This window comes from Pseudomonas sp. 22526 (assembly GCF_052044735.1).
Classification (GTDB): domain Bacteria; phylum Pseudomonadota; class Gammaproteobacteria; order Pseudomonadales; family Pseudomonadaceae; genus Aquipseudomonas; species Aquipseudomonas piscium.
Genome location: NZ_JBQENK010000018.1, coordinates 54,484 through 81,393, shown reverse-complemented (window position 1 = coordinate 81,393; position 26,910 = coordinate 54,484). Strand labels below are relative to the sequence as shown.

Genomic DNA, 26,910 nt, shown 5'->3' with positions numbered 1-26,910 from the left:
GGGTTACAGGTTCCATCCCCTAGGTTGCAAGGAGCGTCACCACCATGAACGTACGACAGAGCCTGCGCTCAAGCTGGCCCGTGATGGCATTGCTGCTGCTCAGCAGCCTGCTCAGCGGCTGCGGGATCAACAACATCCCGACCCTCGACGAACAGGCCAAGGCGGCCTGGGGCCAGGTACAGAACCAGTACCAGCGGCGCGCCGACCTGATCCCTAACCTGGTGGAAACGGTCAAGGGCTACGCCAAACATGAGCAGGAGACCCTGACCGCGGTGATCGAGGCGCGGGCCAAGGCCACCTCGATCCAGGTCGACGCCAGCACCCTGGACAACCCGGAAAGACTCAAGCAGTTCCAGCAGGCCCAGGACCAGCTGACCGGCGCCCTGAGCCGGCTGATGGTGGTGTCCGAGCGTTATCCGGACCTCAAGGCCAACCAGAACTTCCTGGCCCTGCAGTCGCAGCTCGAAGGCACCGAGAACCGCATCGCCGTGGCCCGTCGCGATTTCATCCTCGCGGTGCAGAAGTACAACACCGAGATCCGTACCTTCCCCGGCCGCCTGTGGCACAGCCTGATGTACAGCGACCTGCCGGTGCGCGAGACCTTCGAGGCCACCAGCCCCGACGCCGACAAAGCGCCAGAAGTGAAGTTCTGATCAGCAGCGGCTGCCCGCGGATCGCGCGAGCGGCCGCGGGATCCGACCCGGCGTTACCATGGATGAGGTTCCAATGCGCGTGTTGAGAGTTGGCCTGGTGCTGTTGCTCTGGGTGTTTGCGATAACGGCCCAGGCCGAGCTGAAGTTCCCGGCGCTGAGCGGGCGGGTGGTGGACAACGCCCAGATGATCGAGCCGGCGGTGCGCCAGCAGTTGACCCAGGAGCTGGCCTCCCACGAGCAGTCCACCGGCGAGCAGGTGGTGGTCGTGACTCTGCCGGACCTGCAAGGCACCAGCATCGAGGACTTCGGCTATCAACTGGGGCGCTACTGGGGCATCGGCCAGAAGGACAAGAACAACGGCGCCTTGTTGATCGTCGCCCGCGATGATCGCAAGCTGCGCATCGAAGTCGGTTACGGCCTGGAAGACCGCCTGACCGACGCGCAAAGTTCGGTGATCATCAACCAGGTGATCACCCCGGCCTTCAAGACCGGCAATTTCAGCAAGGGCATCAGCGACGGCGTGTCGGCCATGCTGCTGGTGCTGGGTGGCAACCCGCTGGACGAGCCGAGCGCCGCCTATGAGGGTGGCGGCGAGCGCGGCGGTGAGTTTTTCGATCGGCATCCCGGTGCCCTGGTGTTTTTGGTGCTGCTGTTTATCGTGACGATCTTCGTCTGCCAGTTGCTTGGCATCCTGCCCTGCGGTGGCGGCGGGCGTGGCGGCTCCGGGGGCTTTGGCGGGGGCGGTTTTGGTGGCGGAGGCTTTGGCGGCGGAGGCGGCGGGGGCTTCAGTGGGGGCGGTGGTAGCTTTGGCGGCGGCGGATCGTCGGGCGGCTGGTGACTAAAAATAATTAATGAGTATGGGAAGACATGGCACTACTGAGTGAGTACGAACAACGGCAGGTCGCCGAGGCGATCGCCCGGGTCGAACAGCAGACCGATGCCGAGCTGGTCACCGTGCTGGCCGCCCGCGCCGACGACTACGCCTATATCCCCTTGCTCTGGGCCAGCCTGCTGGCGCTGATCGTGCCGGGCGTGGTGCATTACGCCACCGGCTGGATGAGCATGCACCTGTTGCTGCTGGTGCAGTGGGCGACCTTTATCCTGCTCTGCCTGGTGTTCCGCATTCCACGGATCACCACTCGCCTGATTCCACGCTCGGTACGCCACTGGCGCGCCTCGAACCTGGCCCGCCGCCAGTTTCTCGAACAGAACCTGCACCACACCGTCGGCAGCACCGGGATGCTGATCTTCGTCTGCGAAGCCGAGCGCTATGTGGAGATCCTGGTGGACGAGGGCATTTCCAAGCGCCTCGACGACAAGACCTGGGACGCCATCGTCCAGGCCTTCACCCAGCAGGTGAAGCAGGGGCAGACCCTGCAAGGCTTTATCAACTGCATCGAGGCCTGCGGCGAACTGCTCAAGGTGCATGTGCCGGTGACCCACGTGCGCAACGAACTGCCCAACCGCCTGGTGGTCCTCGCCTGATTTCCCCCCGCTCCTGTAGCCGCTGCCGCAGGCTGCGATCGGCCGAAAGGCCGTGGCGTCCGCAAGATCGCTGGAGGTCCTGCGGACCTTGCGCAGCCTTCGGCAGCGGCTACAGGAAGCCCAATCTCTTGGAATTCTGCGCCGCCGGGTAAATAACTCCGTGCCCCGGCGGGCCATCCCCCCTAAAATACCCGCCATTCCCCGATTCACACCCGCACCGCCCGAGGCGCCTTTTTCCATGTCTGCAACCGCAACCCCCGCCAGCCTCGCGCCGGATCATCACGCCCAGTTTCTCGAACTGCTGGAAACCAGCCTGGCGCAGAACGCCTTTATCAAACTGGTGCTGGCCAAGCATGTGGGGGCCGAGGCGGACCTGCAGCGGATCATCATCAAGCAAGTGACGGTCAAGGAGCAGCCGTGCCTGTCCTTCGTCTACCGCTACAAGACCCGCGACATCACCAAGAACTTCCCCCTCGGCGAAGGCGTGGCGCTGATCGCCGGGCTGCTGCCGGCCTCGTTCAAGAACGCGCACCTGCTGTCGCTCACCGATGAAGTGCAGCTCGAATACAGCAAGAAGGGCAAAAGCTCGCTGTTCAAGGGCAAGGCCCAGCAGCAGCGCGAAGTGCCGTCCGCCGAGCACAACCGCGAGAAGAATCGCTACCTGGAATTGAGCCGGCCCTTCCTCACCGACCTGGGGGTGACCAACAAGCAGCACGAGCTGATCCCGGCGATGTCGCGCAAGTGGAAGCAGATCAACAAGTTCATCGAGGTGTTCAGCCATGCGCTGAGTTCGTCGCCGATCGATCTGCAGCAGCCGGTGCGGGTGGCCGACTTCGGCTCCGGCAAGGGCTACCTGACCTTCGCCATCCACGACTACCTGTGCAACACCTTGCAGGCGCAAGGGCAGGTGACTGGTGTCGAACTTCGGGAAGACATGGTGACCCTGTGCAACGCCGCGGCGGCGCGCCTGGACCATCAGGGCCTGGAGTTCAAATGCGGCGACGTGCGCAGCGTGGCGCCGAGCGAGCTGGACGTGATGATCGCCCTGCATGCCTGCGATATCGCCACCGACTACGCGATCCATACCGGCATTCGTTCCGGCGCGTCGATCATCATGTGCTCGCCGTGCTGCCACAAGCAGATCCGCCCGCAGATGCAGAGCCCGGCGCTGCTCAAGCCGATGCTGCAATACGGCCTGCACCTGGGCCAGCAGGCGGAGATGGTCACCGACAGCCTGCGCGCGCTGTTCCTCGAAGCCTGCGGCTACGAGACCAAGGTCTTCGAGTTCATCTCCCTGGAACACACCAACAAGAACAAGATGATCCTCGCGGTCAAACGCGCCGAGCCCCAGGACCCGAGCCAACTGCTGGCGAAGATCGGCGATTTGAAGGCCTTCTATCACATCAGCGAGCACTGCCTGGAAACCTTGCTGCGGGCCGACGGCTACCTGAGCTGATCCTGTAGCCGCTGCCGCAGGCTGCGCTCGGCACCGCAGGGGCCGCAAAACCAGGCGACGCGGTATATCTGACGGGGCCCGGGATACCTCCCTTGCGCCGGCTGCGCCGTCGATCGCAGCCTGCGGCAGCGGCTACAGGGCGCGGGCTGGGGCTGCTTGGCGCACAGCGGTCTTGCGCCCGAGCATCACGGTGAGGATCACGCCGACGGCGAACAGCCAGGTGACCGGTTCCACCTGCTCGCCGAAGAACAGCGCCGAGAAGGCGATGGTGAAGAAGATCTGCAGCAGTTGGATCTGGCTGACCCGGGCGATGCCACCCATGGCCAGCCCGGCGTACCAGGCAAAAAAGCCGATGAACTGCGAGAACAGCGCCACGTAGCCGAAGGCCCACCAGGTCTTCGCCGAAACCGCCCCTTGATGCTGCGCCGCCAGATACCAGACCGGACCGATCAACAGCGGCGTCGACAGCACCAGCGCCCAGCAGATCACCTGCCAGCCACCCATCTCCCTGGCTAATCGGCCACCTTCGGCATAACCCAGGCCGCCGACCGCAATCGCCCCGAGCATCAGCAAATCGCCGGCCTGGATGCTGCCGGCGCCGCTGATCAGCGCGTAGCCCAGGACCAGGGCGCTGCCCAGCGCGGCACAGCCCCAGAAGGCTTTCGACGGCCGCTCATGGGACAGCCACGCCGCGTACAGCGCCACGCACAAGGGTTGCAGGCCGTTGACCAGCGCACCGTGGGATGCCGGCAGGGTCTGCATGGCCCAGGCCGACAGCACCGGAAACCCCAGGATCACCCCGGCGATCACCAGGCTCAGGCCCTTGATCTGATGCCAGGTCGGCCACTTTTCCCGGCGCCAGAGCAACAGCAGCGCCGCCGGGATCGCCGCGAACAGCGCCCGTCCCAGGCCGTTGAGCAGCGGATGCAGTTCCTGCACCACGATGCGGGTGAAGGGCAGGGTCAGGCTGAAAATAACCACGCCGAGCAGGCCCAGGGCCATGCCGGTGTTTTCGCGGGAAGACATGATGACAACCGTTTTTTATAGGGAAGGGCAGATGCGTTATCTAGCCATAAACCCGCCGCAGCCCCCTGTTACAGCTGTACGCAGAGTTGTCCGTACAGTTCGGCTCCCACGGGGCGGTGGAGGGCATGCTTTTCTGTAGGAGCGCAGCTTGCTCGCGATGAACGATGACGCGGTGTATCAGGCAATCTGTGTCGCCTTTATCGCGGGCAATCGAGCGTCGACCGGCCGCTCCTACGGGGGCGGGGTATTTAGGCGTTTCCGGGATGGGGCGTAGTACCGGGTTATTACCCGGCCCCGCAGATAAGGACTACCTTGAACACTCCCGTTTCCCCTTGAAGAGGAGTCATCTCCATGGCCGCGAAAAAAATCCTTATGCTGGTCGGCGATTACGTCGAGGACTACGAAGTGATGGTGCCGTTCCAGGCGCTGCTGATGGTCGGCCACACCGTGCATGCGGTGTGCCCGGACAAAAAGGCCGGCCAGACCGTGCGCACCGCGATCCACGACTTCGAAGGCGACCAGACCTACAGCGAAAAACCAGGCCATCAGTTCGCCCTGAACTTCGACTTCGCCAAGGTCGAGGCCGCTGATTACGACGCGCTGCTGATCCCTGGCGGGCGGGCTCCGGAATACCTGCGGTTGAACGAAAAAGTCCTGCAACTGGTGCAAGCCTTCGATAAGGCCGGCAAGCCGATTGCCGCGGTCTGCCACGGCGCGCAACTGCTGGCCGCGGCGGGCATTCTCGAAGGCCGCGAGTGCAGCGCCTACCCGGCCTGTGCCCCGGAAGTGCGCCTGGCCGGCGGTACCTACATCGATATCCCGGTGACGGACAGCCACGTTCAAGGCAATCTGGCGACCGCCCCGGCCTGGCCGGCGCACCCCAGCTGGCTGGCCGGTTTCCTCGGTTTGCTGGGCACCAAAATCACGCTGTAAGCGGATGACTCACCGGCGCTGCTTTGCTGTCAGGAAGCAGCGCCTTACCTTTAACAGGGAGAACGCCCCCCATGTGCGAGCTCTACGTCAAAGCCGACCCGATCCTCTACGAGTCCCGCTCCCGCTCGCTGCGCATCTGCGGGGTGGTCACCACCCTGCGCCTGGAGAACCAGTTCTGGGACATCCTCAGCGAAATCGCCGAGGTCGATGGCATGACCACCAACCAGCTGATCGCCAAGCTCTACGAAGAGGTCATGGACTACCGCGGCGAAGTGGTGAATTTCGCCTCCTTCCTGCGGGTCAGCTGCACCCGCTACCTGAGCCAACGCCGCAGCACCACTCCGGAACTCAGCGTGGTGCGCAGCGCCACCAAATAACCACACCATCCCTGTAGCCGCTGCCGAGCCCCAGCGAGGCTGCGATCGGGGCGCAGCCCCGCAAAACCTGGCGACGCGGTGGGCCTGGTGTGTGGTGTTGTCTGGCTTAGCGCCCGCTGCGCGGTCGATCGCAGCCTCGCCAGGGCTCGGCAGCGGCTACATCGGGTCAGCCGGGTCAGTTGGGTTAGTTGGGTTAGTTGGGTCAGCCAGGTCAGTTGGGTCAGTCGGCGGGGCGCGTGCCATCGAGCAGGGCATCCACCACCGCCCGGGCCATTTCCACCGAATGCACCATGGACCAGATCAGCCCACGCTCGATGCCGCTGGCGCGTTCGGTGATTTCATCGGAAACCTCCTCGGCGCATTTGAGCAGCAGGGAAACGTGCATCAGCGCGTCTTCGGCATTGACGCCGGGTTGCACGGCGAACAGCGAGTTGTGCTGGCCATCGCGCAGGCCAAAGGGGCGGCGGCGAGTGGCTTGCAGGGTGGCGATCAGGCTGGCGTTGGCGCGATCCAGTTCCGGGTCGCGTAGCTTGCGAGGGGATTGCAGGGGCGGATCGGGGACGAGCTTTTTCATGTGTGTCACTCACTCAGTAGTTCCTAGGACTGCCAAGCTCACTTCCACATGAGGGGTGGCAGTTGTGCGAAGGTGTGGAAGACCGGGACTGAGTAACCCGGCACACCCGAAGGTGTCCCGCGCACAACCGCCATAAAAGGCGCCGTCGACGAAAATACGTCGACGCCTGCTTACGAGCGCTCATGCTTACTCAGGACCAGACTTCCACATCCGGGCCGCTGATTTTGCAGCGACCCAGGCAGACTGCCTGATCGATCTGAGGGGTACAAGGCGCTCAAAGGCGTTGGGGATTTTCTCGGAAATACCCTACAAAACAAAGCGAAACCTCTTTGCCACTCAACACCTCTCCCTGACAAATACCTGTAGCCGCTGCCGAGCCTTAGCGAGGCTGCGATGGTCCGGGCCACGCTGGTCGCAGGACCTCCTGCGGCTGTGAGAATGTCATCGCGGGCAAGCCTCGCTCCTACAGGTCCGTGGCGATCTTGGTTTGTGTAGGAGCCAGGCTTGCCGGCGATTGGGGCAACGCGGTGTATCTGACGTACTGCTATCGCGAGCAAGCTCGCTCCTACAGGGNAGCGAGCTTGCTCGCGATGGCGATCGATCGGGTAACGCCGGTTCAGAAGAACCGCGTCACGCTGATCTTGGCGTTGCGCCCCAGGCTCGAGGCGTTTTCGCCGCTCAGGGGGGGGCGGTAATCGCGGTTGAACATGTTGTCCAGGGTGAAGTTGACCTCGGTGCCCTTGAGGTACGGCTGCTGCGGTTTCCAGTTGGCGAACAGGCCTTGCACGTTGTATCGCTTGTTCTCGTACTGGTCCCAGTAGGAATCGCCCGAGGCGCTGGCCGGGCCGCTCGGGTAGATGTCGCTCGGCACCCGGTCGGTCTGGCGTACCCACTGGCCCTGCCAGCCCACTTGCGCGTCCCACTGCGGGATTTTCACTCCCAGGGTGGCGACCCACTTGCGTGGCGGGATGTCCCGGGCCCAGACATTCGGCCCCCAGGGGTTGGTGTAGGCGCCTTCATGCTTGCCGGTGATCCAGGAGTAGGACAGCGAGCCGAACAGGTAGGTCGAATCGTAGAAGCTCTCGACCTCGAAGCCCTTGATGGTCAGGTCGCCGATATTGCGGTAGACCCCGATGGTCGGCTGGTTACACACCTGGCCGATGTTCTTGCCGCTGCTCAGTTGCTCGGGGCAGCCGATCCCCAGGTTCTTCATGATTTCGTCTTTGATCTCATTGCGGAACACCGTGGTGCGGATCTGCACGGTATCGGCATCGCTGAACACATTGGAGAAGCTGGTGATGTTACCGGCGCGCAACGCGGTGATGCGCTCCGGGTCGAGGTCGCGGCTGGTGGAGGAGCGGGTGGTGCCGGCCGCCTGGACTTCGTACTGCTCGTCGATCACCGGCGCGCGCCAGGTCTTGCTGTAGTCGGCGAACAGGGCGAATTGCGGGGTGACCGTCCAGAACGCCGACAGCCGTGGCGACCAGCCGGTGTAGGTCTTGTCGCCGTAATCGTGACCGACCACCGGGTTGGGGCTGTTGTAGGCCGGCGCGTCGTTTTTCTGCCCGCGGTTGCGCACATGGTCGTAGCGCAGAGACGGGGTCAGGGTGAAGTTGCCCAGGGTGATGGCGTCCTGGATATAGAAGGCGTTGTTGTCGACCTTGCCATGGGGCATGAAGCCCGGCTGGTAATGCCCGTAGTTGTACTTGGGCACCTCATAGGTCTTGCCCGGCATCCACATGTCCACTTCGCGGTTGTGCTTGCGGATCTGGATGCCCTGGGTCAGGGCATGTTCCAGCGGGCCGGTGCTGAAGCGGCTGGTGTTTTTCAGCGAGAGGATCTTGTCCTCGTAACCCACGGTGATCTTGCGGCCACCGGAGGCGGGCTGGGCGTAGGCGTTCGGGCCGCGCTCGTCGGTCTGGTCGGTCTTGGAGTCGGAATACTTGGCCTCGAAGTCGATCCACGGGTTGTCCAGCGGTGTGTACTGGTATTTGGCCTGCCAGGTGGTGTCGATGGTATTGCGCTGGGCCAGGAAGCGCCGGGTGGCGCCGTCGTAGCCGTACTTGTCGATATCGCTCTGGGTCGGTGGCGTCGGGTAGCTCTTGGCCGAGAAGGGCGCCCAGATATCGCTGTTGGAACGCATGTAACTCAAGCCGAGGCGGTGTTCGTCGGTCAGTTGCATGTTCAGCTTGAACAGTTCGCCGTCCAGGTCCTGGGCGGTGTTGGGCAGGCGCTTGGGGTTGATCGGGTAGGCGTTGCGCGGGTCCGGCTGGGCGCTGGCCAGCTTCATGTCGTCGCCGTCGCGTTTGGTCCAGTAGGCCAGGGCATCGAAACGGCGGTCCTCGGTGCGGCCGTACACCGCGCCGGTGTAGGCCTGCTCATGGCTGTTGCTGCTGTAGCCGTACTTGAGCATGGCGCCGGTGTCGCGGCCTTCCAGCAGCAGGTCCGGGGCGTCCTTGGTCTCCATGTGCACGGTGCCGCCGAAACCGCCGTTGCCGGTCTCGGGCGAGTGCGGGCCCTTTTCCACTTCGATGCGCTTGATCAGTTCCGGCTCGATGAAGATCGAGCCCTGCTGGTAGCGTTCGAAGCCGCTCTTGGTTGCGCCGTCGACGCTCATCGGCACGTCTTCGGCATCGCCCAGGCCCCAGATGTTGATGGTCTGGCCGCCGGGCTTGAGCGAGCCGCCGAGGCTGACGCCGGGCAGGGTGGCGATCAGGCTGGGAATGTTGGTGGCCTGGTGGCGATCGATTTCGGCCTGGTTCAGGGTCGAGCGGCCGACCGTGGCGGAGTCCACTTCCAGGCCGCTACCGATGACGCTCATGGCGCCCAGCTGCAGCGCCGAACTGCGGGTGCTGCTGTTTTCCGCGGGGCGCACCACGTAGGTCTTGTCGACCTTGACCAGGCTGAACTCGCTGCCGCCCAGCAGCTGCTGGATGGCCGCCTCGGGGCTGAAATCGCCCTTCAGCGCCGGGGCCTTCACGTTGCGCAGCAACTCTTCGTCGAACAGCAGCTGGATCTTCGCCTGTTGCGCCACCTGGCTCAGCGAGGCCGCCAGCGGCTGGGCGGGCAGGGCGAAGTTGAGCTGCTCTGCCTGGATTTGCGCCTGGGCCTGCAGGCTGAATGCCAGGCAGGCGGCGAGCAAGGTCGGACGCGAACAGATGAGCTGCAAGTGATAAGACGCGCGAAACATGAAATCCCCCGGAGCGGCGACAAAGGCCAGAAAAGGTGTGCGTAAACAACGCAGACCGGAGGAAGACGCGTCAGTAAAATAAAACCTCATATGCGAATGCAAAATATTCGCATATGGGTTCAGCGCCGGGCTTCGATGCGCACGCGGCCGTCGGCCAGGGCCAGGGTTTTCACCGGAATCAGGGCTGGCAGGGCCTTGATCAGAGCGTCCGGATCCTGCACATCGAGGTTGCCCGAGACCTTGAAATTGCCCAGGGCGCCGTCGGCCAGTAGCACCGGCTGGCGGCGATAGAGGTTCAACTCGTCCACCAGGCTGGCCAGGTCGCGATTGCGAAAGGCTAGGTGGCCGCCGCGCCAGTCGGCGACCTCGTCGACGTTCACCGCTTGTTCCCGCAAGGTGCCGCTGGCGTAGTCATAGATCCCGCGCTGGCGGGCGCCGAGCAGCAGCGAATCGGGCTTCTGTTCGTCGGGAACGAAGGCCACCTGGCCATGGGCGACGCTGACCACCAGTTGTTTCTCGCCGCGTCGCACATCGAAGCCGGTGCCGACCACCCGCACCCGGGCCGCGCCGGAATGCACCCACAGCGGTCGTTCCTTGTCGGCGGCGACTTCCAGGTACAACTGGCCCTGGTCCAGATAGAGGTTGCGTTGCTGAGCCGTGAAGTCGATGCGCAGGCGGGTGTTAGCGTTGACGTACAGGGTGCTGCCGTCGGGCAGGTTGAAGCTGCGCATGCCCTGGTTCTGGGCGGCGATCTGTTGCGAATAGATCGCCGGCGGGGCGCCCAGTTCGATGGCCAGTAGTGCGCAGACCAGCGCGGCAGCGACCGCCAGGGCCGGGCGCCAACGCGGCTTTTGGCGCACCGGCAGCGGCGTCGGTCGGTTCAGTTGTTCGAGTTCGGCCAGGTCGGCCCACAAACGCTCGAACTCGGCGTAGGCCCGGGCATGGGCCGGTTCGCTGGACCAGGCCGCGAAGGCGTCGCGGGTGGCCTGGCTGTGGTCCTCGCGATTGCGGGTGAACCAGCCGGCCGCCTGGGCATCGATGCTGTCGATCTCGTGCTCGGTGTCGCGGGGGCGGGTCATTGTGCTTGCTCCTTGCCGTGTTCCTGTTCCAGGCGCTGCTTGCAGTGCAGCAGGGCAAAGGCGATGTGTTTTTCCACCATGCTCAGGGATATGCCCATGCGTTCGGCGATCTGCGCCTGACTCAGGCCTTCGAAGCGGTGCAGCATAAGGGCTTCGCGGCGGCGCGGCGAGAGTTCGGCGAGCACGCTCTTCAAGCGCTCCAGGCGTTGCAGGCGCTGGGCCGCGGGCAGTGGCTCCTGGTGTTCGTCGGCCAGCGGCTCGGGTTCTGTTGCATGCGGTTCGTGGTGCACCTTGTGCCTGACCTTCTGCCGGCGCCAGTGATCGCGCAGCAGGTTGCGCGCCATCTGGAACAGAAAGGCGCGGGGTTGTTCGACCTTGGCCCGGTCGCGGTAATCGAGCCATTGGGTGAAGACGTCCTGGGTCATGTCCGCCGCATCGCTGGCGTTGTCCGTGCGTTTACGCAGGTAATGCAGGATGTCCGCATAGAACCCGCGGACGGTGTCCGCCGAGGTGGGGTCGGGCTTGAAGCGAGACATGAAAATCCTTCGCAAGTACTGCCGGGCAGAAAAGTCGCGAATGATATCGAGAATTATTACTATTTGTCTGCATGAGTTTCGTGTCATGAACCGGATGCGGTTTTTCCTGTCAGATGCTGCGTGCCTCAGCAACACACCCCAAAACGCTGGTAAACCGGCAAAGACAGGCTTTACTCCGAAGTGCATTCGCATCTTCGGACACTCAGGAGCAGGACCATGGCTGGATGGTATGAATTGAGCAAAAGCAGTGACGGGCAGTTCCGCTTCGTCCTCAAGGCTGGCAACGCTGAAACCATTTTGACGAGTGAGCTGTATTCCTCCCGCAGCGCCGCCGAAAACGGCATCGCTTCGGTGCAGACCAATAGCCCCACCGAGGCCCGCTACGCCAAGGAAGTCTCCAAGGACGGCAAGCCTTATTTCAACCTCAAGGCGGCGAACCACCAGATCATCGGCAGTAGCCAGCGCTATTCGTCCGAGGCGGCGCGCGACGGCGGGATTGAAAGCGTCAAGACCAACGGTCCGACTACCACCATCAAGGACAAGACCGTTTAATTTTCTGCCCTGAAACGAAAAGGCCCGACAGGACAACCTGTCGGGCTTTTTGTTGGGCGGCGCTTTATGTTGGAGCCAGGCAAGGTGTTGTGCCTGATGTACCGCTATCGCGGGCAAGCCTCGCTCCTACAGGTCGGTGGCGCCCTGGCTTCTGTAGGAGCCAGGCTTGCCGGCGATGAGGCCCGCAAGATCGCCCCTACAGCCAGGGCCCGATCAGCGGACTACGTTCAACATGGCCTGCAATTGATTACGCCCAGCCTCACCCAGCGGGAACACCGGCAGACGCGGGTCGCCGACCTGCAGCCCGGTCATGTTCAACCCGGCCTTGATGGTGGTCGGCAGGCCACCCTTGAGGATGAAGTCGAGCACCGGCAACTGGCGGTAGAACAGCGCGCGCGCGAGGTCCAGGTTGTTGTCCAGCACGGCATGGTAGAGGTCCAGGTTGAGCTGCGGGATCAGGTTCGCCGCGGCGGTGCACCAGCCCTTGGCGCCGGCGGCGAAGGCCTCCAGGGCCAGCGGGTTGCAACCGTTGTAGAACGGCACCTGGCCTTCGCCCAGCAGTTGCAGCTTGTGCATGCGCTGGATGTCGCCGGTGCTCTCCTTGACCATGGTCACGTTTTCCACGGCGTTGAAGATCCGCAGGATCAGCTCCACCGACATGTCGGTGCCGCTGGTGGCCGGATTGTTGTAGAGCATGATCGGCACTCCGATGCTGTCGCCGATGGCCTGGTAGTGGCCGAGGATCTCGGCTTCGCTGAGTTTCCAGTAGGAAGCCGGCAGCACCATCACCGCATCGGCGCCCTTGGCCTCAGCGAACCGCGCGCGGCGCACGGCCTTGGCGGTGGTCAGGTCGGAAACGCTGACGATGGTCGGCACGCGCTTGGCGATGTGGCGGATGCTGAACTCGGCGACCTGGTCCCACTCGGCGTCGCTCAGGTAAGCGCCTTCGCCGGTGCTGCCCAGGGGCGCGATGGCATGCACGCCGCTGTCGATCAGGCGATCGATGGAACGGCCGAGGGTGTCCAGGTCCAGTTGCTCACCCTTGGCGGTGAACGGGGTGATGGTGTAGCCGATGATGCCGTGAATGTTGGCGTTCGACATGGCGACGCTCCTTTAGCGAATGGGGTGGTTTCAGTTCAGGCAATCGGCGTGTTGCTTGAGGTTCTGCCGAGCGTAGTAGTTGAAGGCGGCGGCGTGACGCTTGGGCTTGGAGATCCAGTCATGGGCCTCGCGACCGAGCTCCGGCTGGATTGGCTTGACGGTGCCGGCGGCCATGGCCAGCAATTGCAGCTTGGCGGCGCGCTCGATCAACTGGGCGATCACACAGGCTTCCTCGATGCTGGCGCCGGTGGACAGCTGGCCGTGGTGCGACAGCAGGATGGCGCGCTTGTCGCCCAGGGCCGCGGAGATGATCTCGCCTTCTTCGTTACCCACCGGCACGCCCGGCCAGGCCTCGAGAAAGGCGCAGTCGTCGTACAGCGGGCACAGGTCCATGTGGGAGATTTCCAGCGGCACTTCGATCATCGACAACGCGGCGACGTGGGTCGGGTGGGTGTGGATGATGCAGTTCACGTCGGGGCGGGCGCGGTACACCCAGCTGTGGAAACGGTTGGCCGGGTTGGGCATGCCGTGGCCTTCGAGCACCTCCAGGTCTTCGTTGACCAGCAGCAGGTTGCCCGCGGTGATTTCATCGAAACCCAGGCCCAGTTGCTGGGTGTAGTAGGTGCCCGGCTGCGGGCCGCGGGCGGTGATCTGCCCGGCCAGGCCGGAGTCGTGGCCGTTCTCGAACAGGATGCGGCAAGTCAGCGCCAGCTTTTGCCGGTCGGTCCACGTATTATCCGCCAGGGTGTTTTGCATCTGGGTCAAGGCTTGCTTGACCAGTTGCTCTTTGGGTAATGCTAGTGTCTTGGCCATATCGGTGTCCTTTGGTCGTTTCAATGGACGTCGGATTTGCCAGCTCCCGCTGCTCGCAAGGTCGTTGGGTGAAAGCAAATGACACTAAAGAGGCTATATGACACATTGTGTCATTGGCAAGGAAAAATCATCGCCTCCTTGATGGGTTAACCGTTCCGCATGTCTATCCGTTTGAAATTATTGAGAAAAAAACTTGGCGTGACGCTTGAGGCGCTGGCCGAGAAATCCGGCATGACCAAGAGTTACCTGTCGAAAGTCGAACGGGGCCTGAACACGCCCTCGATTGCCGCGGCGTTGAAACTGGCCAAGGCGTTGAACGTGAACGTCGAGGAGCTGTTCGCCGAAGACAAGGTCAGCCTGGACAGCTACAGCCTGGTGCGCAGTGACGAACGCCAGTCGCTGGCGGCCAACGACCAGGCGCCGGGTTACGCGGTGCTGGCGCATCAGGTCAGCGAGCGCAGCCTGCTGCCGTTCATCATCTACCCGCCCAGGGAGTTCACCGACAAGAGCTTCAAGGAACACCTGGGGGAAGAGTTCCTGTTTGTCCACGAAGGGCAGGTGGAAGTGGATTTCATGAACGAGCGGGTGATCCTCAACCGTGGCGACGCATTGCACTTCAACGCGCAGAAACCCCACCGCCTGCGCTCGGTGGGCGAGGTGCAGGCGCAGTTGCTGGTGGTGGTGCACAGCGGCGAAGACTGAGCCGCCCCCGCATCTGTAGGAGCGAAGCTTGCTCGCGATGGCGTCCATACAGACAGACCGCGATGCCTGGATCGCGGGCAAGCCTCGCTCCTACGGATTGTGGGTTGTTCATGCATTTGCGTAGCCGCAGCCTCGCTGTGCTCGGCAGCGGCTACAGGTGGAGTACCAGCACGAAAACTGTAGGAGCGAAGCTTGCTCGCGATGGCGTCCATACAGACAGACCGCGGTGTCTGGATCACGGGCAAGTCTCGCTCCTACGGATAGTGGGTAGCTTTCAGCGCTCGACCGGCACCGACAGCGCAGGCGCGCCCAGGGCATGGCTCTTCGAATCGAAGAAGCGCAGCGTCACCTCCATCCCCTCGAACAGCTTGGCGTAGCGCCGTTTCTGGTTCTGGATAAAGGCTTTGCTGCGCGGCTGGATCGAGATCGCCAGGGTCCGCACCCCGGCCTGACGGATTGCCTGCACCAGGTGGCTGTCCTGGGGGCCGAGGTCGTGGCCGAAGATACACAGCGCATCGCTGTGGTTGAGCAACTGCTGGTAGCAGAACGACAGGTAGTCGCTGCTGCGAATGGTCTTGAGCTTGTCCGCCACCGGCCCCTCGCTGACGAACAGCGGCACATCGTCGAGGGTCTTCAGGGTGTTGTTGATGGCGAAGTTGCCCAGCAGGGTGCCTTCGGTGGAGCCCAGCTTGCGCGCGGTGCCGTCCTGGTTGCGCACCAGGTGCAGGCCGCCGTGCAGGTACAGCACGCGGGTCTGTTGGCTGGCGGTCTGGCAGATGTCGAAGCTCGGGTCGGCGCCCTGGAACAGGTCGTCGATGCCCTGGGCATCGTGCTGGATCGCCCAGTAGTTGAGCAGGTCGTAGTTGCTGGTGAACACCGTGCGGTAGCGGCGCAGTTCCTGGTTGATCTGCGAAAGCGTCGCCGGCTGCACCAGGCGCCACGGAATGTGCACCGCATGCACGGTATTGATCAGCGCTTCCTTGATCGCGTAGTAGCGATTGCGCGGCGCCGCGGAGCTGACGGCCAGGGCCTTGTTGACCCGGCTGGTGGTCTTCAGCGCGCCCAGCACCTGCTCGAAACTGCGGGTCTGCAGGGCGTCGAACACGCTCAGCTCGGATTGGCTCAGGGGCTTTTCCTCGACGGTGCGGGCATTCTCGAACAGCGAGTCGTAGGCGAAGTCTTCCCACACCGCTCGGCTGGCGCCGTTGCCAATCAGCAGGCCGGCGATCGGCGTGCTGGCGCGCAAGGCGGTCCAGTCTTCAAGGTCGGTATCAAATTCCTGGAAATCCATCATCGCGGTTCGTCGTCTCAAGGCAGAAGGTGTACAGGGCGCCGACTTTATCACGACCGACCCTTGAGCCAGATCAACAACGCGCGTGACCGATGGGTCGATCCTGTGGGCATTTGCCGGATCGGCACGGCTGATCCGCCCCTAGCCTGGAGGACGCGCCATGAGCAGCACTTTTTTCATTCCCGCCGTGAACATCATGGGTATCGACTGCCTCGACGAGGCCATGGTCGCGATTCGCAACTACGGTTTTCGCAAGGTGCTGATCGTCACCGACGCTGGCCTGGCCAAGGCCGGGGTGGCTGGGATGATTGCCGAGAAGCTGGCGATGCAGGACATAGATTCGGTGGTCTTCGATGGCGCCAAGCCCAACCCGAGCATCGACAACGTCGAGAAGGGCCTGGCGCAATTGCAGCAGAGCGGCTGCGATTTCGTGGTTTCCCTCGGTGGCGGTTCGCCCCATGACTGCGCCAAGGGCATTGCCCTGTGCGCCACCAACGGCGGGCATATCAGCGACTACGAGGGCGTCGACCGTTCGACCAAACCACAGCTGCCGTTGATCGCCATCAACACCACCGCCGGCACCGCCAGCGAAATGACCCGTTTCTGCATCATCACCGACGAGCAGCGCCATGTGAAAATGGCCATCGTCGACCGTAATGTCACGCCGCTGCTGTCGGTCAACGACCCGGCGCTGATGGTCGCCATGCCCAAGGGCCTGACCGCCGCCACCGGCATGGACGCGCTGACCCACGCGATCGAAGCCTATGTGTCCACCGCGGCCAACCCGATCACCGATGCCTGCGCGTTGAAAGCCATGACCATGATTAGCCAGAACCTGCGCCAGGCGGTGCACGATGGCAGCGACCTGATGGCCCGGGAAAACATGGCTTACGCCCAGTTCCTCGCCGGCATGGCCTTCAACAATGCGTCGCTGGGTTTCGTGCATGCCATGGCGCACCAGTTGGGCGGCTTCTACGACTTGCCCCACGGTGTATGCAACGCGGTGCTGCTGCCCCATGTGCAGAGCTTCAACGCCATGGTCTGCGCCGAACGCCTGACCGACGTGGCCCACGCCATGGGCGCAGACATCCGTGGCTTCAGCCCGGAGGAGGGCGCGCAGGCGGCCATCAGCGCCATTCGCGGTCTGGCCCGGGATGTGGAGATCCCCAACGGTTTGCGTGACCTGGGCGCCAAGCTGACGGACATTCCGGTCCTGGCCGCCAACGCCCTGAAAGACGCCTGCGGCCTGACCAACCCACGCAGCGCCGACCAGCGCCAGATCGAAGAAATCTTCCGCAGCGCGTTCTGACCCATCCCCATTCCCTATAGGAGCGAGCTTGCTCGCGATGTCCGTCAAGACAACGCAGAACATTGTCTTGATCGCTGACGCGATCGATCGCGGGCAAGCTCGCTCCTTCAGGAAGGGCACAAATGGGGCTTGCCAAAAAAATGCCTCAGGTGTTTAACTGAGTAATCACTCATTTATCGCCAGGCACATCCTTCCCCATGGCCCGTCCCAAAAGCGCAGACAAACGTAACGCCATTCTCAGTGCCGCCATCGAGGTGTTCGCCGAGCAGGGCCTGGCTTCGCCTGCGTTGAAAATCGCCAAGGCCGCGGGGGTCGCCGAAGGGACGCTGTTCAACTACTTCGCCACCAAGGACGATCTGCTCAACCAGCTTTATCTGGACCTCAAGAGCGAGCTGCGGGATGTGATGATGCCCGATTATCCCCGCGGCGAGACGGTGAAGAACCGTCTGCATCATGTCTGGCAGGCTTACATCGACTGGGGCGTGGCCGAGCCGCAGAAGCGCAAGGTCATGACCCTGCTCGGCCTGAGCGGGCAAGTCACCGAGCAAAGCAAGCTGAGGGGCATGCAGGACTTCGCCGAGGTCAATGACCTGATCCGGGAGAGCATGGTGTCCGAGATGTTTCGCGCCGAGCCGCCGGCCTTTGTCGCGGCGATCCTGGGGGCCATGGCGGACACCACCGTGGACTTCATCATTCGCGAACCTGCGCAGAAAGAGCAGTACAGCGAGGCAGGGTTCGAGGCGCTGTGGAATGCGATTGCCAGGAAATAAGGCGCAACCTTCGCGCTTTTTTCTTACGTGGAATATGAGTGAGTAATCACTCATTAAATTGACCTTAGCGTGCAGCAGGAGTGAGTCATGTCCAGAGTCTGGTGGATTACGGGAAGTGCGAGTGGCCTGGGACGCGATATTGCCGAGGCGGTGCTGGCGACTTTGCCGCCGTCGATGGGCTGCGGGTCTTTCCCGCTCAATAACCAATAGGTATTGCCATGAGAGTTCTGCTATTCGGCGCCACCGGCATGGTCGGGCAGGGCGTCTTGCGTGAGTGTCTGCTGGCCCCCGACGTGCAGGAAGTGCTGGCCATCGGTCGTACGCCGTTGAGCCGCACACATGAAAAACTGCGTCAGTTGCAGCACCGCGATATGTTCGACTACCGCCAACTGGAGACCCAATTGCAGGGCTTCGACACCTGCTTCTTCTGCCTGGGTGTGTCCGCCGTGGGCATGGCGGAAGCGGAGTACAGCCGGCTGACCTACGACCTGACCCTGGACGCCGCCACTATCCTGGCGCGGCTCAATCCGCAGATGACCTTTGTCTATGTTTCCGGCGCCGGTACCGACAGCAGCGAGCAGGGGCGAGTCATGTGGGCGCGAGTCAAGGGCCGCACGGAAAACGCCGTGCAGCGCTTGCCGTTCAAGGCGGTCTACCTGTTCCGCCCGGCGGCTATCCAGCCGTTGCACGGCATCCGGTCGAAAACGGCCTTCTACCAGATGTTCTACAGCGTGTTCGGGCCCTTGCTGTCCTGGGCCCGGCGGCGCTGGCCCAACGCGGTGACCAGCACCGAGGAGGTCGGCAAGGCCATGCTCACAGTGGCCCGGCATGGCGCGCCCACGGCGATCATCGAAGGGGAGGCGATCAACCGGCTTGCGTCCGGGCGCTGAAAGGGCAATATCCTGCGTCCTCTTCGAGCCTGATTCGCGAGCGGGCTCGTTCCTGTCGCCGGGCTTGTGAAGTCGCCTGTCTCTGCCAAGGCTTTGCCGAGTTTGTCGGCTTGCCAGGCCTGGCCGGTCAGATACTCTTGCATTGCATCCACGATCAGGACTTTCTTCCTACAAGGACTTTGCATGCTGACCGGCCTCAACCACCTGACCCTCGCCGTTACTGATCTGAACCGCAGCCTGGGGTTCTACCGCGACCTGCTGGGCCTGCGCCTGGACGCCAGCTGGGACAGCGGCGCCTATCTGTCGCTGCCGGGCCTGTGGCTGTGCCTGTCGCTGGACCCGTCGCGCCGCCCGGCGGAAGTACCGGACTACACCCATTACGCCTTCAGCATCGAGGCCGGGCATTTCGTGGCGTTCGCTCAGCGCCTGCGTGCTGCCGGCGTGCGGGAGTGGCGCGACAACCGCAGCGAAGGCGCCTCGTTCTATTTTCTCGACCCCGACGGCCACCAGCTGGAAGCCCATGTCGGCGATCTGGCCTCGCGCTTGCGCGCCTGCCGGCAGCAGCCCTATGCAGGGATGACGATCTTTACCGACGAATGACCGGCTGCCGCCGTTTCAAGACGCCTGATTGTCGCTGTGACGACCATTGTGGGGTGGTGCGGGGGCGCACAAGCCGGCAGAATCCTGCGATCAAAACCGCGCCACCTTCGGCGCTTCGGAGTGTGGCATGACTTCTTCGCTGTTACTGGCTGTCCTCGCCTCGGGCTTTATCTACGGCATTACTCCCGGGCCCGGCGTGCTGGCGGTATTCGGCATCGGCGCCGCGCGAGGGCGACGGGCCGGGGCCGGCTTTCTCTGCGGGCATCTGCTGGGCGATGTGGTCTGGTGCAGCACCGCGCTGATCGCCATTGTCGGTGCGCGGGAGATCGGCAGCAGCGCCTTCGATGTGCTCGGCGTGCTCAGCGGCCTGTATCTGTTCTGGCTTGGCCTGCGGGCGATCCGCAGCCAGCGCGGCAGCGCGCAGGAACCCCAGGGCCCGGCGCGCCAGCCGTTCTGGCACGGCATCCTGTTCGGCCTGACCAACCCCAAGGCGTACCCGGTGGCGGTGGCGACTTTCACCGCGCTGCTGTCCAGTCGCGCCGAGCTGCTCAACTGGTCGATGCTGCCCTGGCTGATCTTCCTCAGTTTCCTCGGCGGTATCGGCGCATACGCTATTCTCATTGGCATCGTCGGTGCGCGGCGGGTACGGACCCTGTATCAGCGCCATGAACTGGCGATCACCCGGCTTTGCGGCGTGATGTTCATCGGGTTTGCCATCAACGCTTTGCTGCATGCCGTTCCGGGGTTGCTGGCGAACAAGGCATAAAGGCTGTCCGCAAGGTTGCGACAGTCACGGACAAGCAGCGGCTTTGCGCAGCTGCCGGAACCCAGGGATTGATACTCGGCGCTTTATCTTCACAGGCAGTGTCGTTCCCTGATGGCAACCAACAACTCCGAGCCCTTGGCCAGTTTCATCGACCTTCTGCTGGACGCCGTCTGTGCAGTGGATGTCGAGGGTCGTTTCGTTTTCGTCAGCGCCGCCTGCGAACGCATTTTCGGCTACACGCCGGACGAACTGGTGGGCCGGCGCATGATCGAGCTGGTGCACCCCGCGGACCGTGCGCGCACCCTGCAGGCCGCCGACCGGATCATGGCCGGCGAACCCATGCCCAACTTCGAGAACCGCTACCTGCGCAAGGACGGGCAGGTCGCCCATATCCTCTGGTCGGCGCGCTGGTCCGAGGTCGACCAGCTGCGCATCGCCGTGGCCCGCGACATCACCGAACGCAAGCAGGCCGAGTCGCGGCAGGCGGCGCTGTATGCGATCTCCGAAGCGGCCCATGCCGCCGAGGACCTGCTGGCGCTGTTCGGGCGCGTGCACCGGATCATCGGTGAATGGCTGCCGGCGCTGAATTTCTCTGTCGCGCTGTTCGACGAGCAATGCCAGGCGCTGAGCTTTCCCTATCACGTCGACGACCGTGAGCGTTGCCCGGAGCAACCGGGTACGGTGACCGGCAGCCTGTGTGCCGAGGTGATCCGCAGTGGCCAGCCGTTGCTGCTGACCCCCGGCAATTACGGGCCGTTGCCAGCGCTGCCGGATGCCGTCGCCGACCAGCACTCACCCTGTTGGCTAGGTGTACCGCTGAACTCGCAGAAGGGCACCATCGGCGCGCTGATTGTCAAGAGCGCGCCGGGCGACGAGCGATACACCGAGCAGGACAAGGAGCTGCTGCAGTACGTCTGCGCTCAGCTCGCCACCGCCATCGAGCGCAAGCAGCTGCATGCGCGCCTGCAGTACATGGCCCAGTACGACCAGTTGACCCTGCTGCCCAACCGCGAATTGCTGCGTGAACGCCTGCGCAGCGCTCTGGCCCGAGCCCGTCGCGAGTCCGGGCGCATGGCTTTGCTCTATGTCGATTTGGACCGGTTCAAGCAGGTCAACGACACCTTCGGCCATGCCGTGGGCGACATGCTGTTGCAGGCGGTGGCCAACCGGCTCAAGGCTTGCGTGCGCGAGAGCGATACCGTGGCGCGGATCGGTGGCGATGAGTTCGTGGTGCTGCTCGGCTGTATCCAGCATGCGGAAGATGCCGGCATCGTCGCCGGCAAGATTCGCCAGGCGCTCAACGAGCCTCTGCGCCTGGACGGCCATCAGCTGAGTATTCTGCCGAGCATCGGCATCGGCCTGTTTCCCGAACACGGCCATGACGAAAAGCAGCTGTTCAAGCACGCCGACGAGGCGATGTACGCCGCCAAGCGCGCCCAGCGGAGCCCGTCCCGGGCCTGAAAGAAGCCGCGGATCCGATGGTTTTTTGGCAACCGTTCGTCGTGGCCGATGCAACTTTTTCAAACCTTCGATGGCCTGAAAACTCTCACTCTGTGCAGGCGCCGTGCGCCGCCACCTGATCAAAGGAGGCCGACACCATGAGCTTCATGGCCACCCATCTGTCCCGCACCGGCTTCGCGTTGCTGCTTGGCCTGAGCGCCAGCGCGGCGTTCGCCCAATCCCCCGCGGAGTTTATCGACGACGCCTCGGCCAAGGGCATGGCCGACATCGAGGCCAGTCGCCTGGCCCACCAGAAGACGTCCTCCAAGGCGATCAAGGACTACACCATCCTGGTCATCAACGACCGCACCACCGCCAACCAGCACCTGGCGAAAATCGCCAGGAAACTCGACCTGCCCGTGGCGCCACGGGAAGCAGTGATCAGCAAGGCCAAGGCGCTGATCCCCGAGGTTCCGGAAGGCGAAGCCTTCGATGCCGCCTATGCCGAGAGCCAGGTCAAGGCCACCGAAGAGGCCATCGAGCAGATCCAGCAACAGGCCGAAATCACCGAGGTCCCCGAGCTCAAGGCCTTCGCCGAAGAGACCCTGCCGAAACTGCAAAACCACCTGCAAATGGCCAAGGCCCTCAAGGCTGGTCGGGCTTTGGATCAGTTGGATGGTTGATTGCCGTCTTGCAGCGGTTTCTCCAGCCGCTTGAGAACCAGCCCATCCCGGCATTCTCTCTAGAGTGGGGGCGTCTTTCTTTGTAGCGGTTTGTGTCTAGTATCAAGTGGTAGTCGATTTGCCATCACGCTAAAACACGGATCGAAACAGGTAAGAGGCCACTCATGGAATTTTTCGAGAAGTTAACCAGTCTTGCTGCCAAGGTACGTCTGCAGGGAGCAGCCATTCAGACGGAGGAAGCGACAAAAAATGCTTTTGTCATGCCCTTCATCAGCACGGTGTTGGGCTATGACGTATTCGATCCGACGGAGGTGACGCCAGAATTTGTCTGTGATGTAGGAACCAAGAAGGGCGAGAAGATCGATTACGCGATTATGAAAGATGGGGAGGTTCAGATCCTCATCGAGTGCAAGAAGATCGGCGAACCCTTGCATATCAATCATGCGTCGCAATTGTTTCGTTACTTCCATGTCACCAGTGCGCGGATTTCCATCCTTACCAATGGCCAGGTTTATAAGTTTTTCACCGACCTGGATGCTCCCAACAAAATGGATGAGAAACCCTTCCTTGAACTGGACCTGCTCGATATCGACGAGTATTCGGTACCAGAGCTGACCAAGCTGACCAAGTCGTCTTTTGATGTGGAGTCGATTATCAGCGCGGCAGGTGAGCTGAAGTACGTTAGCCAGATCAAAAAAGTCATCGCTTCTCAGGTTAGTAAGCCAGACGATGACTTCGTCAAAGTCTTTGCATCGCGGGTATACGACGGAGTGATTACCCAAAAAGTCCGGGAGCAGTTTTATGAGCTGACTCGAAAAGCGGTGGGGCAATTTCTCAATGATCAAATCAATGATCGTCTCAAGTCTGCAATGAGTGGCGCTATCCAGCCGTCTCTTTCGGTTGCCTCCGCCTCCGGAGCGGGGAGTGCCGATAACGATGATGCAGAGACAGCGGACGATAAGGTGCTGACGACGTTGGAGGAGCTTGAGGGCTATCACATCGTCCGTGCGGTGGTTCGCTCCGTGGTCGATGCCAAGCGTATCGTCCAAAGGGACACTCAGAGTTACTTCGGTATCTTGCTCGACGACAACAACCGAAAACCGATTTGCCGCCTGCACTTCAACCGTTCACAGAAGTACATCGGGATTTTTGACGAGGAAAAGAATGAGACCCGTCATCCGATCAGCTCTGTCGATGAGATCTACGAGTACTCCGATCACCTGAAAAAAACCGTCGGGTATTACGACTAGAAAATCTGCAGTTGGTACGGGTTAAAGAACCGGTGGGCTACGCCGGTTCTTTTTTGTCTGACTCATTCCGTCAGCGTCACCCCGATTTCCCGCTTGAAATACCCCAGCACCTGGCACTGGGTGTCGACGAGCATGAAGCTGATCTCGCAGGTTTCGACGCCGGGCTTGAGATGGGTAACGCGCCAGAAGTGGTCGTCGGCCTGGTGGCAGATCGGCTGGTCGGGATTCTCCAGGTCGAGGGCCGGGATGTCCTGGTCCGGCTTGACCAGCAGTTCCGGCTGCGACAGCACGCCGGCGCCGCTAATGGCAATCTTGTAGATCAGCACGCTGTGCTCGGCGCGCAGGGCGATGGTCCGGCCACGGAGATGAAAGACCTGGCCGATGCTGGCGATCAGGTTAAGGGCATCGTCGGTGCCGCTGCCATTCGGCAGGTGGGCACCGCCGAGGGTGAACATGAAGCCCTGGTCGATGGCGGTCGGATCGTCGGGGTCCTGGCTCGGTTGCGGGTAGCGCGAGAGCAGCGTTTCGGCGTCGACGATGAGCAACAGATGGGCCGCGTCGAGGGCAGAAACTGAAGTGTCGGTAGACATCACGTTTTCCTTTCATGATGTTGACGAGCAGCAACGGCTCCGGCTTGGGCGAGACATCCTGTTTCAGTCGGAGCGGTCGCGGGGCAGGTTGGCCCCTTGTCGCCAAGGGGCCGCTTGCATCAGTTGCGAATGGTAATGAACGGATCCCACGAGCAGCAGCCGACGATCTGGCAGCTGCGATCCACGATCAGGAAGTTGAAGTGGTAGGTGACACTGCCGCAGGCCAGGGTTTCGGAAGACCAGTAGTAGTTGTCCACTTTCTGACAGCTTGGCACCGACGGGTTGCTGGTGTTGGGGACCGCCACGCAGGCGGTGGCCTTGCGCGGGGTCGGGGTGGAGATCAGGTCGTTGCCCTGGTTGCCGATGAACTTGTAGAACACCACCGCGGTTTCGAAACTCTGCGACAGGCTGGTTTCGCGCCAGCGGATCAGGTCGCCGACCTGGGCCTTGAGGTTGAGCTCACCACCAGCCTGGCCGCTGACGACGTTGTTCTGGTTGGTCACCATATAGACGTGGTTGACGTCGATCATCGTCGGCGCAGCCGGGTTCTTGCTGATGTTCGGGTAGTTTTTCAGGATGGTTTCGGTGTCGATCGAAACGAGAATATCCGTGACTCGAGACATGGTGAAGCTCCTTTTCAGAGTAAGTGTCTGGCGCTTGCCAGAGACCACAACGTTGAATGCCTTGCGGCCGTTGTACGTGCGCACTTCTTTGCGGAACCCGTCTGTCACGGATACGAGCTGGCCTGGCTCCCTGCCTACTGTCTGACGACCCGGGTTCCTTCCAACAGGCCGCGTCTGCACTATAGAACCACCAAAGGGGCTGTCAAAAAGGACAGCCTTGATGGCGACGGACGGTTGTTTTTGGACTAAGCACCTGCTACTTGGCGATAAAAAAACGCTTATCAAGAGCGCTTGAGCGGGGTAGCGGATTGGCCTCGGGGGCCGCCGATTTCACGCTGGAACGCCGCTTGTGCCCGGGCACAGGTAAGGATGCGGTAACGCGTGCTGCGTGAGACGTTTTGGTCACGGAAGCGCTGGTACACCGGCTGGAAGATGGCGCGATCCAGGTTGGGTTGCGCCGCGTTCAGGTAGGCCTCGCAAAGCCGGTCGTAATCCTGCTGTGAGATGAAGCGTCGGAACCAGAAGCGGTAGAAGTAACCCAGCAGGAAACCCAGGCTGAAGTCGCGGTCGAGTACCGAGTGGGCGCAGCACTCGAAGTCGATCAGGCGCAGTCGGCCATCGGCGGCGACCAGAATGTTTTTCGGGTGGGGGTCCATGTGCACGAAGTCGTCGTCGAGCATCTGGCCGAACAACCGGAAGATCGCCGGCAACAGGGTTTCGGCCTGCTCGGGATGGGCCAGCAGGCGGTCGTCGACACTGCAATGATCCGCCCAGAAACCCACCAGCAAGTACTCTTCGCGCAGGAACGGAAAACGCCCCTTGTAGCCAAACGCCGAGACCTGGGGCGAGAGGGCGGATTTGCCCGACACCACCGACAGGTTGATGAATTCATTGGTCAGGTCGTGCAGGCCGAAGCTGCGCTTGAGCCCGAGGAAGTTCTGCAGCTGCTTTTTCCAGTGAGTCAGGCGGTTGCGCTTGAGCACCCATTGGCGTTCGCCTTCGAGCAGGAAGACGCCCCGGGTGTCTTCCGGAATATCCAGCGTGAGGTACTGCTCAGGCTTGGCAAAAAAACGCCGTATCAGCCTGTCCAGTTCGTGCCTATGGGATGGATCGAAATGGAAGGTCACGCCATTGATCTGCTGCCGATGCAGCGTTCGGGTGAAGCTCCTGAGGTGAAGCATGTAGGGTTCCTGGCCTTGGATGGCGAACGAGGGGTGGCGCTGTGAGCCTGCGCTGATACGCGAGCCGAAAGGGCGCGCATCATAATTCATCGCAGGTCCTGGCGTTCACGAAATTCATCCGGGTTCTGCGGCCTTGTATGCCCTGGCGATGGAAAAAACCATGCAACGATTTGTCCGACCGCAGATTGTGTTGGCTGGGGTTGAGTCGGCTCGTGGAATGCTTCAGTGCGCGGCGTTCTGCCGGAACTGCCGTGGGCTGACGCCGGTCAGGGCCTTGAACTGGCGGCTGAAGGCGCTGTGGTCGGTGTAGCCGCATTGCAGGGCGACGTCGGTGATCGGCAGTTCGCCGAGCAGCAGGCGCGAGGCGTGTTCCAGGCGCACTTTGTGGATCATCTGCCGCGGGGTGAGGTGGAAGATGCGTTTGCAGTAGCGCTCCAGTTGGGCGATGGACAGGTCGGCGATGTGGGTCAGGTCGTCGAGGCGGATGGCTTCGTTGTAGTGCTCGCGGATATGCCGGTCCACCGCGGCCAGGCGTTCGTAGGCCGGGTGCGCGTCACGGGCGGCCTGCAGGTCGAGGGAGATGCCGGCCATGCCGATGATCCGCCCGTCGCGCCCGTGCAGCGGCAGCTTGTGGGTCAGGCACCAGCCGGGTTCGCGGCTGCCGTACAGGTGCAGTTCCAGTTGGCCCTTGATGGTGATGCCCTGGCGCAGCACGCGCTGGTCCTGCTCGGTATAGACCGGGCCGAGCACGGCGGGAAACACCTCGGCCGAGGTCTTGCCCAGTAGCGGCGCGACGTTCTTGAAACCGCAACGCTGGGCCAGGGTCAGGTTGGCGGTGAGGTAGCGGGCTTGCAGGTCCTTGATGAAAAACACCGCGTTGGGCAGGGTGTCGAGCAGCGGGATCACCAGGGCCATGCTGCCCAGGAGGCTGTGAATATCCTCGGGCGCCTGGCTGGCGATGGCTTCGGGCAGACGGTGCAGCTGAGCGGTGTCGATCATCAAGGGCTGCTCTTGTTAGGGGCGGGGCGCGCCCCGCGACT

28 protein-coding genes are annotated in these 26,910 nt (G+C 62.6%); 16 read left to right on the top strand and 12 right to left on the bottom strand.

All coding sequences use genetic code 11. The features are described 5' to 3' along the window. The first annotated feature begins 44 nt into the window (after positions 1 to 44). The 4 genes from ACTJKT_RS24135 to ACTJKT_RS24120 all read left to right on the top strand — a co-directional run bounded on the left by ACTJKT_RS24135 (position 45) and on the right by ACTJKT_RS24120 (position 3,594). The gene (locus tag ACTJKT_RS24135; RefSeq protein WP_440788834.1) at positions 45 to 653 is read left to right on the top strand and encodes a LemA family protein; all 609 of its coding nucleotides are present in this window, start codon (positions 45 to 47) and stop codon (positions 651 to 653) included. 73 nt (positions 654 to 726) lie between these two features. Then, positions 727 to 1,491 carry a TPM domain-containing protein gene (locus ACTJKT_RS24130; RefSeq protein ID WP_440788833.1) on the top strand — a complete coding sequence of 255 codons (765 nt, stop codon included), beginning with the start codon at positions 727 to 729 and terminating at the stop codon, positions 1,489 to 1,491. 29 nt (positions 1,492 to 1,520) lie between these two features. Continuing rightward, positions 1,521 to 2,138 (top strand): TPM domain-containing protein, encoded by a 618-nt coding sequence (locus tag ACTJKT_RS24125; protein WP_025806785.1) that lies wholly within the window; start codon positions 1,521 to 1,523, stop codon positions 2,136 to 2,138. A 238-nt stretch (positions 2,139 to 2,376) separates the two neighbouring features. Further along, on the top strand, positions 2,377 to 3,594 hold the full coding sequence (locus ACTJKT_RS24120) for a class I SAM-dependent methyltransferase (RefSeq protein WP_440788832.1): 1,218 nt from the start codon (positions 2,377 to 2,379) through the stop codon (positions 3,592 to 3,594). A gap of 132 nt (positions 3,595 to 3,726) precedes the next feature. On the opposite strand, the gene ACTJKT_RS24115 is transcribed toward ACTJKT_RS24120, so the two are convergent. Beyond that, positions 3,727 to 4,620, bottom strand: coding sequence for a DMT family transporter (locus ACTJKT_RS24115; RefSeq protein ID WP_124310513.1), 894 nt, complete (start codon positions 4,618 to 4,620; stop codon positions 3,727 to 3,729). A gap of 351 nt (positions 4,621 to 4,971) precedes the next feature. On the opposite strand from ACTJKT_RS24115, the gene ACTJKT_RS24110 reads away from it, so the two are divergent. Beyond that, on the top strand, positions 4,972 to 5,553 hold the full coding sequence (locus tag ACTJKT_RS24110; protein ID WP_009047437.1) for a DJ-1/PfpI family protein: 582 nt from the start codon (positions 4,972 to 4,974) through the stop codon (positions 5,551 to 5,553). Between the two features lie 71 nt (positions 5,554 to 5,624). After that, positions 5,625 to 5,930, top strand: coding sequence for a ribbon-helix-helix domain-containing protein (locus ACTJKT_RS24105; protein ID WP_038581558.1), 306 nt, complete (start codon positions 5,625 to 5,627; stop codon positions 5,928 to 5,930). A 220-nt stretch (positions 5,931 to 6,150) separates the two neighbouring features. Here ACTJKT_RS24105 and ACTJKT_RS24100 read toward each other — a convergent pair whose 3' ends face one another. From ACTJKT_RS24100 to ACTJKT_RS24085, 4 genes are all read right to left on the bottom strand, one after another. Continuing rightward, positions 6,151 to 6,504, bottom strand: coding sequence for a DUF6124 family protein (locus ACTJKT_RS24100; protein ID WP_440788831.1), 354 nt, complete (start codon positions 6,502 to 6,504; stop codon positions 6,151 to 6,153). A 616-nt stretch (positions 6,505 to 7,120) separates the two neighbouring features. After that, complete coding sequence (locus ACTJKT_RS24095; protein ID WP_440788830.1) at positions 7,121 to 9,694, bottom strand: TonB-dependent hemoglobin/transferrin/lactoferrin family receptor; 2,574 nt, start codon at positions 9,692 to 9,694, stop codon at positions 7,121 to 7,123. A 119-nt stretch (positions 9,695 to 9,813) separates the two neighbouring features. Further along, positions 9,814 to 10,773, bottom strand: a complete 960-nt coding sequence (locus ACTJKT_RS24090; protein ID WP_440788829.1) for a FecR family protein — start codon at positions 10,771 to 10,773, stop codon at positions 9,814 to 9,816. Then, complete coding sequence (locus ACTJKT_RS24085) at positions 10,770 to 11,309, bottom strand: RNA polymerase sigma factor (protein WP_097302271.1); 540 nt, start codon at positions 11,307 to 11,309, stop codon at positions 10,770 to 10,772. The genes ACTJKT_RS24090 and ACTJKT_RS24085 overlap by 4 nt, the downstream gene beginning before the upstream one ends. Positions 11,310 to 11,525: 216 nt before the next feature. Between ACTJKT_RS24085 and ACTJKT_RS24080 the strand changes: the two genes are divergently transcribed. After that, a complete protein-coding gene (locus tag ACTJKT_RS24080; protein WP_025803954.1) occupies positions 11,526 to 11,861 on the top strand; it encodes a YegP family protein in 336 nt (111 codons plus the stop codon). Positions 11,862 to 12,074: 213 nt separating this feature from the next. Here ACTJKT_RS24080 and ACTJKT_RS24075 read toward each other — a convergent pair whose 3' ends face one another. Together ACTJKT_RS24075 and ACTJKT_RS24070 are read right to left on the bottom strand one after the other, a co-directional pair. Beyond that, a complete protein-coding gene (locus tag ACTJKT_RS24075; RefSeq protein WP_440788828.1) occupies positions 12,075 to 12,962 on the bottom strand; it encodes a dihydrodipicolinate synthase family protein in 888 nt (295 codons plus the stop codon). Positions 12,963 to 12,992: 30 nt separating this feature from the next. Next, entirely contained in the window at positions 12,993 to 13,775 is a 783-nt protein-coding gene (locus tag ACTJKT_RS24070; protein ID WP_440788827.1) for an aldolase, read from the bottom strand. A gap of 159 nt (positions 13,776 to 13,934) precedes the next feature. On the opposite strand from ACTJKT_RS24070, the gene ACTJKT_RS24065 reads away from it, so the two are divergent. Next, positions 13,935 to 14,477 (top strand): helix-turn-helix domain-containing protein, encoded by a 543-nt coding sequence (locus ACTJKT_RS24065; RefSeq protein ID WP_097302275.1) that lies wholly within the window; start codon positions 13,935 to 13,937, stop codon positions 14,475 to 14,477. Positions 14,478 to 14,751: 274 nt separating this feature from the next. Here the strand turns inward: ACTJKT_RS24065 and ACTJKT_RS24060 are convergent, their stop codons facing one another. Next, positions 14,752 to 15,771, bottom strand: coding sequence for a DUF4917 family protein (locus tag ACTJKT_RS24060; RefSeq protein ID WP_440788826.1), 1,020 nt, complete (start codon positions 15,769 to 15,771; stop codon positions 14,752 to 14,754). Positions 15,772 to 15,928: 157 nt separating this feature from the next. Here ACTJKT_RS24060 and yiaY point away from each other — a divergent pair, with 157 nt between their 5' ends. The 8 genes from yiaY to ACTJKT_RS24020 all read left to right on the top strand — a co-directional run bounded on the left by yiaY (position 15,929) and on the right by ACTJKT_RS24020 (position 23,476). Further along, a complete protein-coding gene (yiaY, locus tag ACTJKT_RS24055; protein WP_440788825.1) occupies positions 15,929 to 17,077 on the top strand; it encodes an L-threonine dehydrogenase in 1,149 nt (382 codons plus the stop codon). Between the two features lie 197 nt (positions 17,078 to 17,274). Beyond that, complete coding sequence (locus ACTJKT_RS24050; protein WP_097302281.1) at positions 17,275 to 17,847, top strand: TetR/AcrR family transcriptional regulator; 573 nt, start codon at positions 17,275 to 17,277, stop codon at positions 17,845 to 17,847. Positions 17,848 to 18,065: 218 nt separating this feature from the next. Beyond that, a complete protein-coding gene (locus tag ACTJKT_RS24045) occupies positions 18,066 to 18,737 on the top strand; it encodes an epimerase (protein WP_440788824.1) in 672 nt (223 codons plus the stop codon). Positions 18,738 to 18,920: 183 nt separating this feature from the next. Beyond that, positions 18,921 to 19,337, top strand: coding sequence for a fosfomycin resistance glutathione transferase (gene fos, locus ACTJKT_RS24040; RefSeq protein WP_440788823.1), 417 nt, complete (start codon positions 18,921 to 18,923; stop codon positions 19,335 to 19,337). A gap of 127 nt (positions 19,338 to 19,464) precedes the next feature. Next, entirely contained in the window at positions 19,465 to 20,103 is a 639-nt protein-coding gene (locus ACTJKT_RS24035; protein WP_097302288.1) for a LysE family translocator, read from the top strand. A gap of 111 nt (positions 20,104 to 20,214) precedes the next feature. Next, a complete protein-coding gene (locus ACTJKT_RS24030; RefSeq protein WP_440788822.1) occupies positions 20,215 to 21,564 on the top strand; it encodes a diguanylate cyclase domain-containing protein in 1,350 nt (449 codons plus the stop codon). A gap of 137 nt (positions 21,565 to 21,701) precedes the next feature. Beyond that, positions 21,702 to 22,226, top strand: coding sequence for a DUF4142 domain-containing protein (locus ACTJKT_RS24025; RefSeq protein WP_440788821.1), 525 nt, complete (start codon positions 21,702 to 21,704; stop codon positions 22,224 to 22,226). 164 nt (positions 22,227 to 22,390) lie between these two features. Then, the gene (locus ACTJKT_RS24020) at positions 22,391 to 23,476 is read left to right on the top strand and encodes a type I restriction endonuclease (protein ID WP_440788820.1); all 1,086 of its coding nucleotides are present in this window, start codon (positions 22,391 to 22,393) and stop codon (positions 23,474 to 23,476) included. A gap of 62 nt (positions 23,477 to 23,538) precedes the next feature. Here ACTJKT_RS24020 and ACTJKT_RS24015 read toward each other — a convergent pair whose 3' ends face one another. From ACTJKT_RS24015 to ACTJKT_RS24000, 4 genes are all read right to left on the bottom strand, one after another. Further along, entirely contained in the window at positions 23,539 to 24,066 is a 528-nt protein-coding gene (locus tag ACTJKT_RS24015) for an AidA/PixA family protein (RefSeq protein ID WP_440788819.1), read from the bottom strand. Positions 24,067 to 24,185: 119 nt separating this feature from the next. After that, entirely contained in the window at positions 24,186 to 24,689 is a 504-nt protein-coding gene (locus ACTJKT_RS24010) for an inclusion body family protein (protein WP_025803965.1), read from the bottom strand. Positions 24,690 to 24,970: 281 nt separating this feature from the next. After that, complete coding sequence (locus tag ACTJKT_RS24005; protein WP_440788818.1) at positions 24,971 to 25,870, bottom strand: AarF/UbiB family protein; 900 nt, start codon at positions 25,868 to 25,870, stop codon at positions 24,971 to 24,973. A gap of 222 nt (positions 25,871 to 26,092) precedes the next feature. Then, positions 26,093 to 26,869, bottom strand: coding sequence for an AraC family transcriptional regulator (locus ACTJKT_RS24000; protein WP_025803970.1), 777 nt, complete (start codon positions 26,867 to 26,869; stop codon positions 26,093 to 26,095). Positions 26,870 to 26,910: the final 41 nt, after the last annotated feature.

Excerpts from the sequence above, each read along its gene's own strand:
- ACTJKT_RS24135 (WP_440788834.1), top strand. The coding sequence starts at position 45 with ATGAACGTACGACAGAGCCTGCGCTCAAGCTGGCCCGTGATGGCATTG.
- ACTJKT_RS24130 (WP_440788833.1), top strand. The coding sequence starts at position 727 with ATGCGCGTGTTGAGAGTTGGCCTGGTGCTGTTGCTCTGGGTGTTTGCG.
- ACTJKT_RS24125 (WP_025806785.1), top strand. The coding sequence starts at position 1,521 with ATGGCACTACTGAGTGAGTACGAACAACGGCAGGTCGCCGAGGCGATC.
- ACTJKT_RS24120 (WP_440788832.1), top strand. The coding sequence starts at position 2,377 with ATGTCTGCAACCGCAACCCCCGCCAGCCTCGCGCCGGATCATCACGCC.
- ACTJKT_RS24115 (WP_124310513.1), bottom strand. The coding sequence starts at position 4,620 with ATGTCTTCCCGCGAAAACACCGGCATGGCCCTGGGCCTGCTCGGCGTG.
- ACTJKT_RS24110 (WP_009047437.1), top strand. The coding sequence starts at position 4,972 with ATGGCCGCGAAAAAAATCCTTATGCTGGTCGGCGATTACGTCGAGGAC.
- ACTJKT_RS24105 (WP_038581558.1), top strand. The coding sequence starts at position 5,625 with ATGTGCGAGCTCTACGTCAAAGCCGACCCGATCCTCTACGAGTCCCGC.
- ACTJKT_RS24100 (WP_440788831.1), bottom strand. The coding sequence starts at position 6,504 with ATGAAAAAGCTCGTCCCCGATCCGCCCCTGCAATCCCCTCGCAAGCTA.
- ACTJKT_RS24095 (WP_440788830.1), bottom strand. The coding sequence starts at position 9,694 with ATGTTTCGCGCGTCTTATCACTTGCAGCTCATCTGTTCGCGTCCGACC.
- ACTJKT_RS24090 (WP_440788829.1), bottom strand. The coding sequence starts at position 10,773 with ATGACCCGCCCCCGCGACACCGAGCACGAGATCGACAGCATCGATGCC.
- ACTJKT_RS24085 (WP_097302271.1), bottom strand. The coding sequence starts at position 11,309 with ATGTCTCGCTTCAAGCCCGACCCCACCTCGGCGGACACCGTCCGCGGG.
- ACTJKT_RS24080 (WP_025803954.1), top strand. The coding sequence starts at position 11,526 with ATGGCTGGATGGTATGAATTGAGCAAAAGCAGTGACGGGCAGTTCCGC.
- ACTJKT_RS24075 (WP_440788828.1), bottom strand. The coding sequence starts at position 12,962 with ATGTCGAACGCCAACATTCACGGCATCATCGGCTACACCATCACCCCG.
- ACTJKT_RS24070 (WP_440788827.1), bottom strand. The coding sequence starts at position 13,775 with ATGGCCAAGACACTAGCATTACCCAAAGAGCAACTGGTCAAGCAAGCC.
- ACTJKT_RS24065 (WP_097302275.1), top strand. The coding sequence starts at position 13,935 with ATGTCTATCCGTTTGAAATTATTGAGAAAAAAACTTGGCGTGACGCTT.
- ACTJKT_RS24060 (WP_440788826.1), bottom strand. The coding sequence starts at position 15,771 with ATGATGGATTTCCAGGAATTTGATACCGACCTTGAAGACTGGACCGCC.
- yiaY (WP_440788825.1), top strand. The coding sequence starts at position 15,929 with ATGAGCAGCACTTTTTTCATTCCCGCCGTGAACATCATGGGTATCGAC.
- ACTJKT_RS24050 (WP_097302281.1), top strand. The coding sequence starts at position 17,275 with ATGGCCCGTCCCAAAAGCGCAGACAAACGTAACGCCATTCTCAGTGCC.
- ACTJKT_RS24045 (WP_440788824.1), top strand. The coding sequence starts at position 18,066 with ATGAGAGTTCTGCTATTCGGCGCCACCGGCATGGTCGGGCAGGGCGTC.
- fos (WP_440788823.1), top strand. The coding sequence starts at position 18,921 with ATGCTGACCGGCCTCAACCACCTGACCCTCGCCGTTACTGATCTGAAC.
- ACTJKT_RS24035 (WP_097302288.1), top strand. The coding sequence starts at position 19,465 with ATGACTTCTTCGCTGTTACTGGCTGTCCTCGCCTCGGGCTTTATCTAC.
- ACTJKT_RS24030 (WP_440788822.1), top strand. The coding sequence starts at position 20,215 with ATGGCAACCAACAACTCCGAGCCCTTGGCCAGTTTCATCGACCTTCTG.
- ACTJKT_RS24025 (WP_440788821.1), top strand. The coding sequence starts at position 21,702 with ATGAGCTTCATGGCCACCCATCTGTCCCGCACCGGCTTCGCGTTGCTG.
- ACTJKT_RS24020 (WP_440788820.1), top strand. The coding sequence starts at position 22,391 with ATGGAATTTTTCGAGAAGTTAACCAGTCTTGCTGCCAAGGTACGTCTG.
- ACTJKT_RS24015 (WP_440788819.1), bottom strand. The coding sequence starts at position 24,066 with ATGTCTACCGACACTTCAGTTTCTGCCCTCGACGCGGCCCATCTGTTG.
- ACTJKT_RS24010 (WP_025803965.1), bottom strand. The coding sequence starts at position 24,689 with ATGTCTCGAGTCACGGATATTCTCGTTTCGATCGACACCGAAACCATC.
- ACTJKT_RS24005 (WP_440788818.1), bottom strand. The coding sequence starts at position 25,870 with ATGCTTCACCTCAGGAGCTTCACCCGAACGCTGCATCGGCAGCAGATC.
- ACTJKT_RS24000 (WP_025803970.1), bottom strand. The coding sequence starts at position 26,869 with ATGATCGACACCGCTCAGCTGCACCGTCTGCCCGAAGCCATCGCCAGC.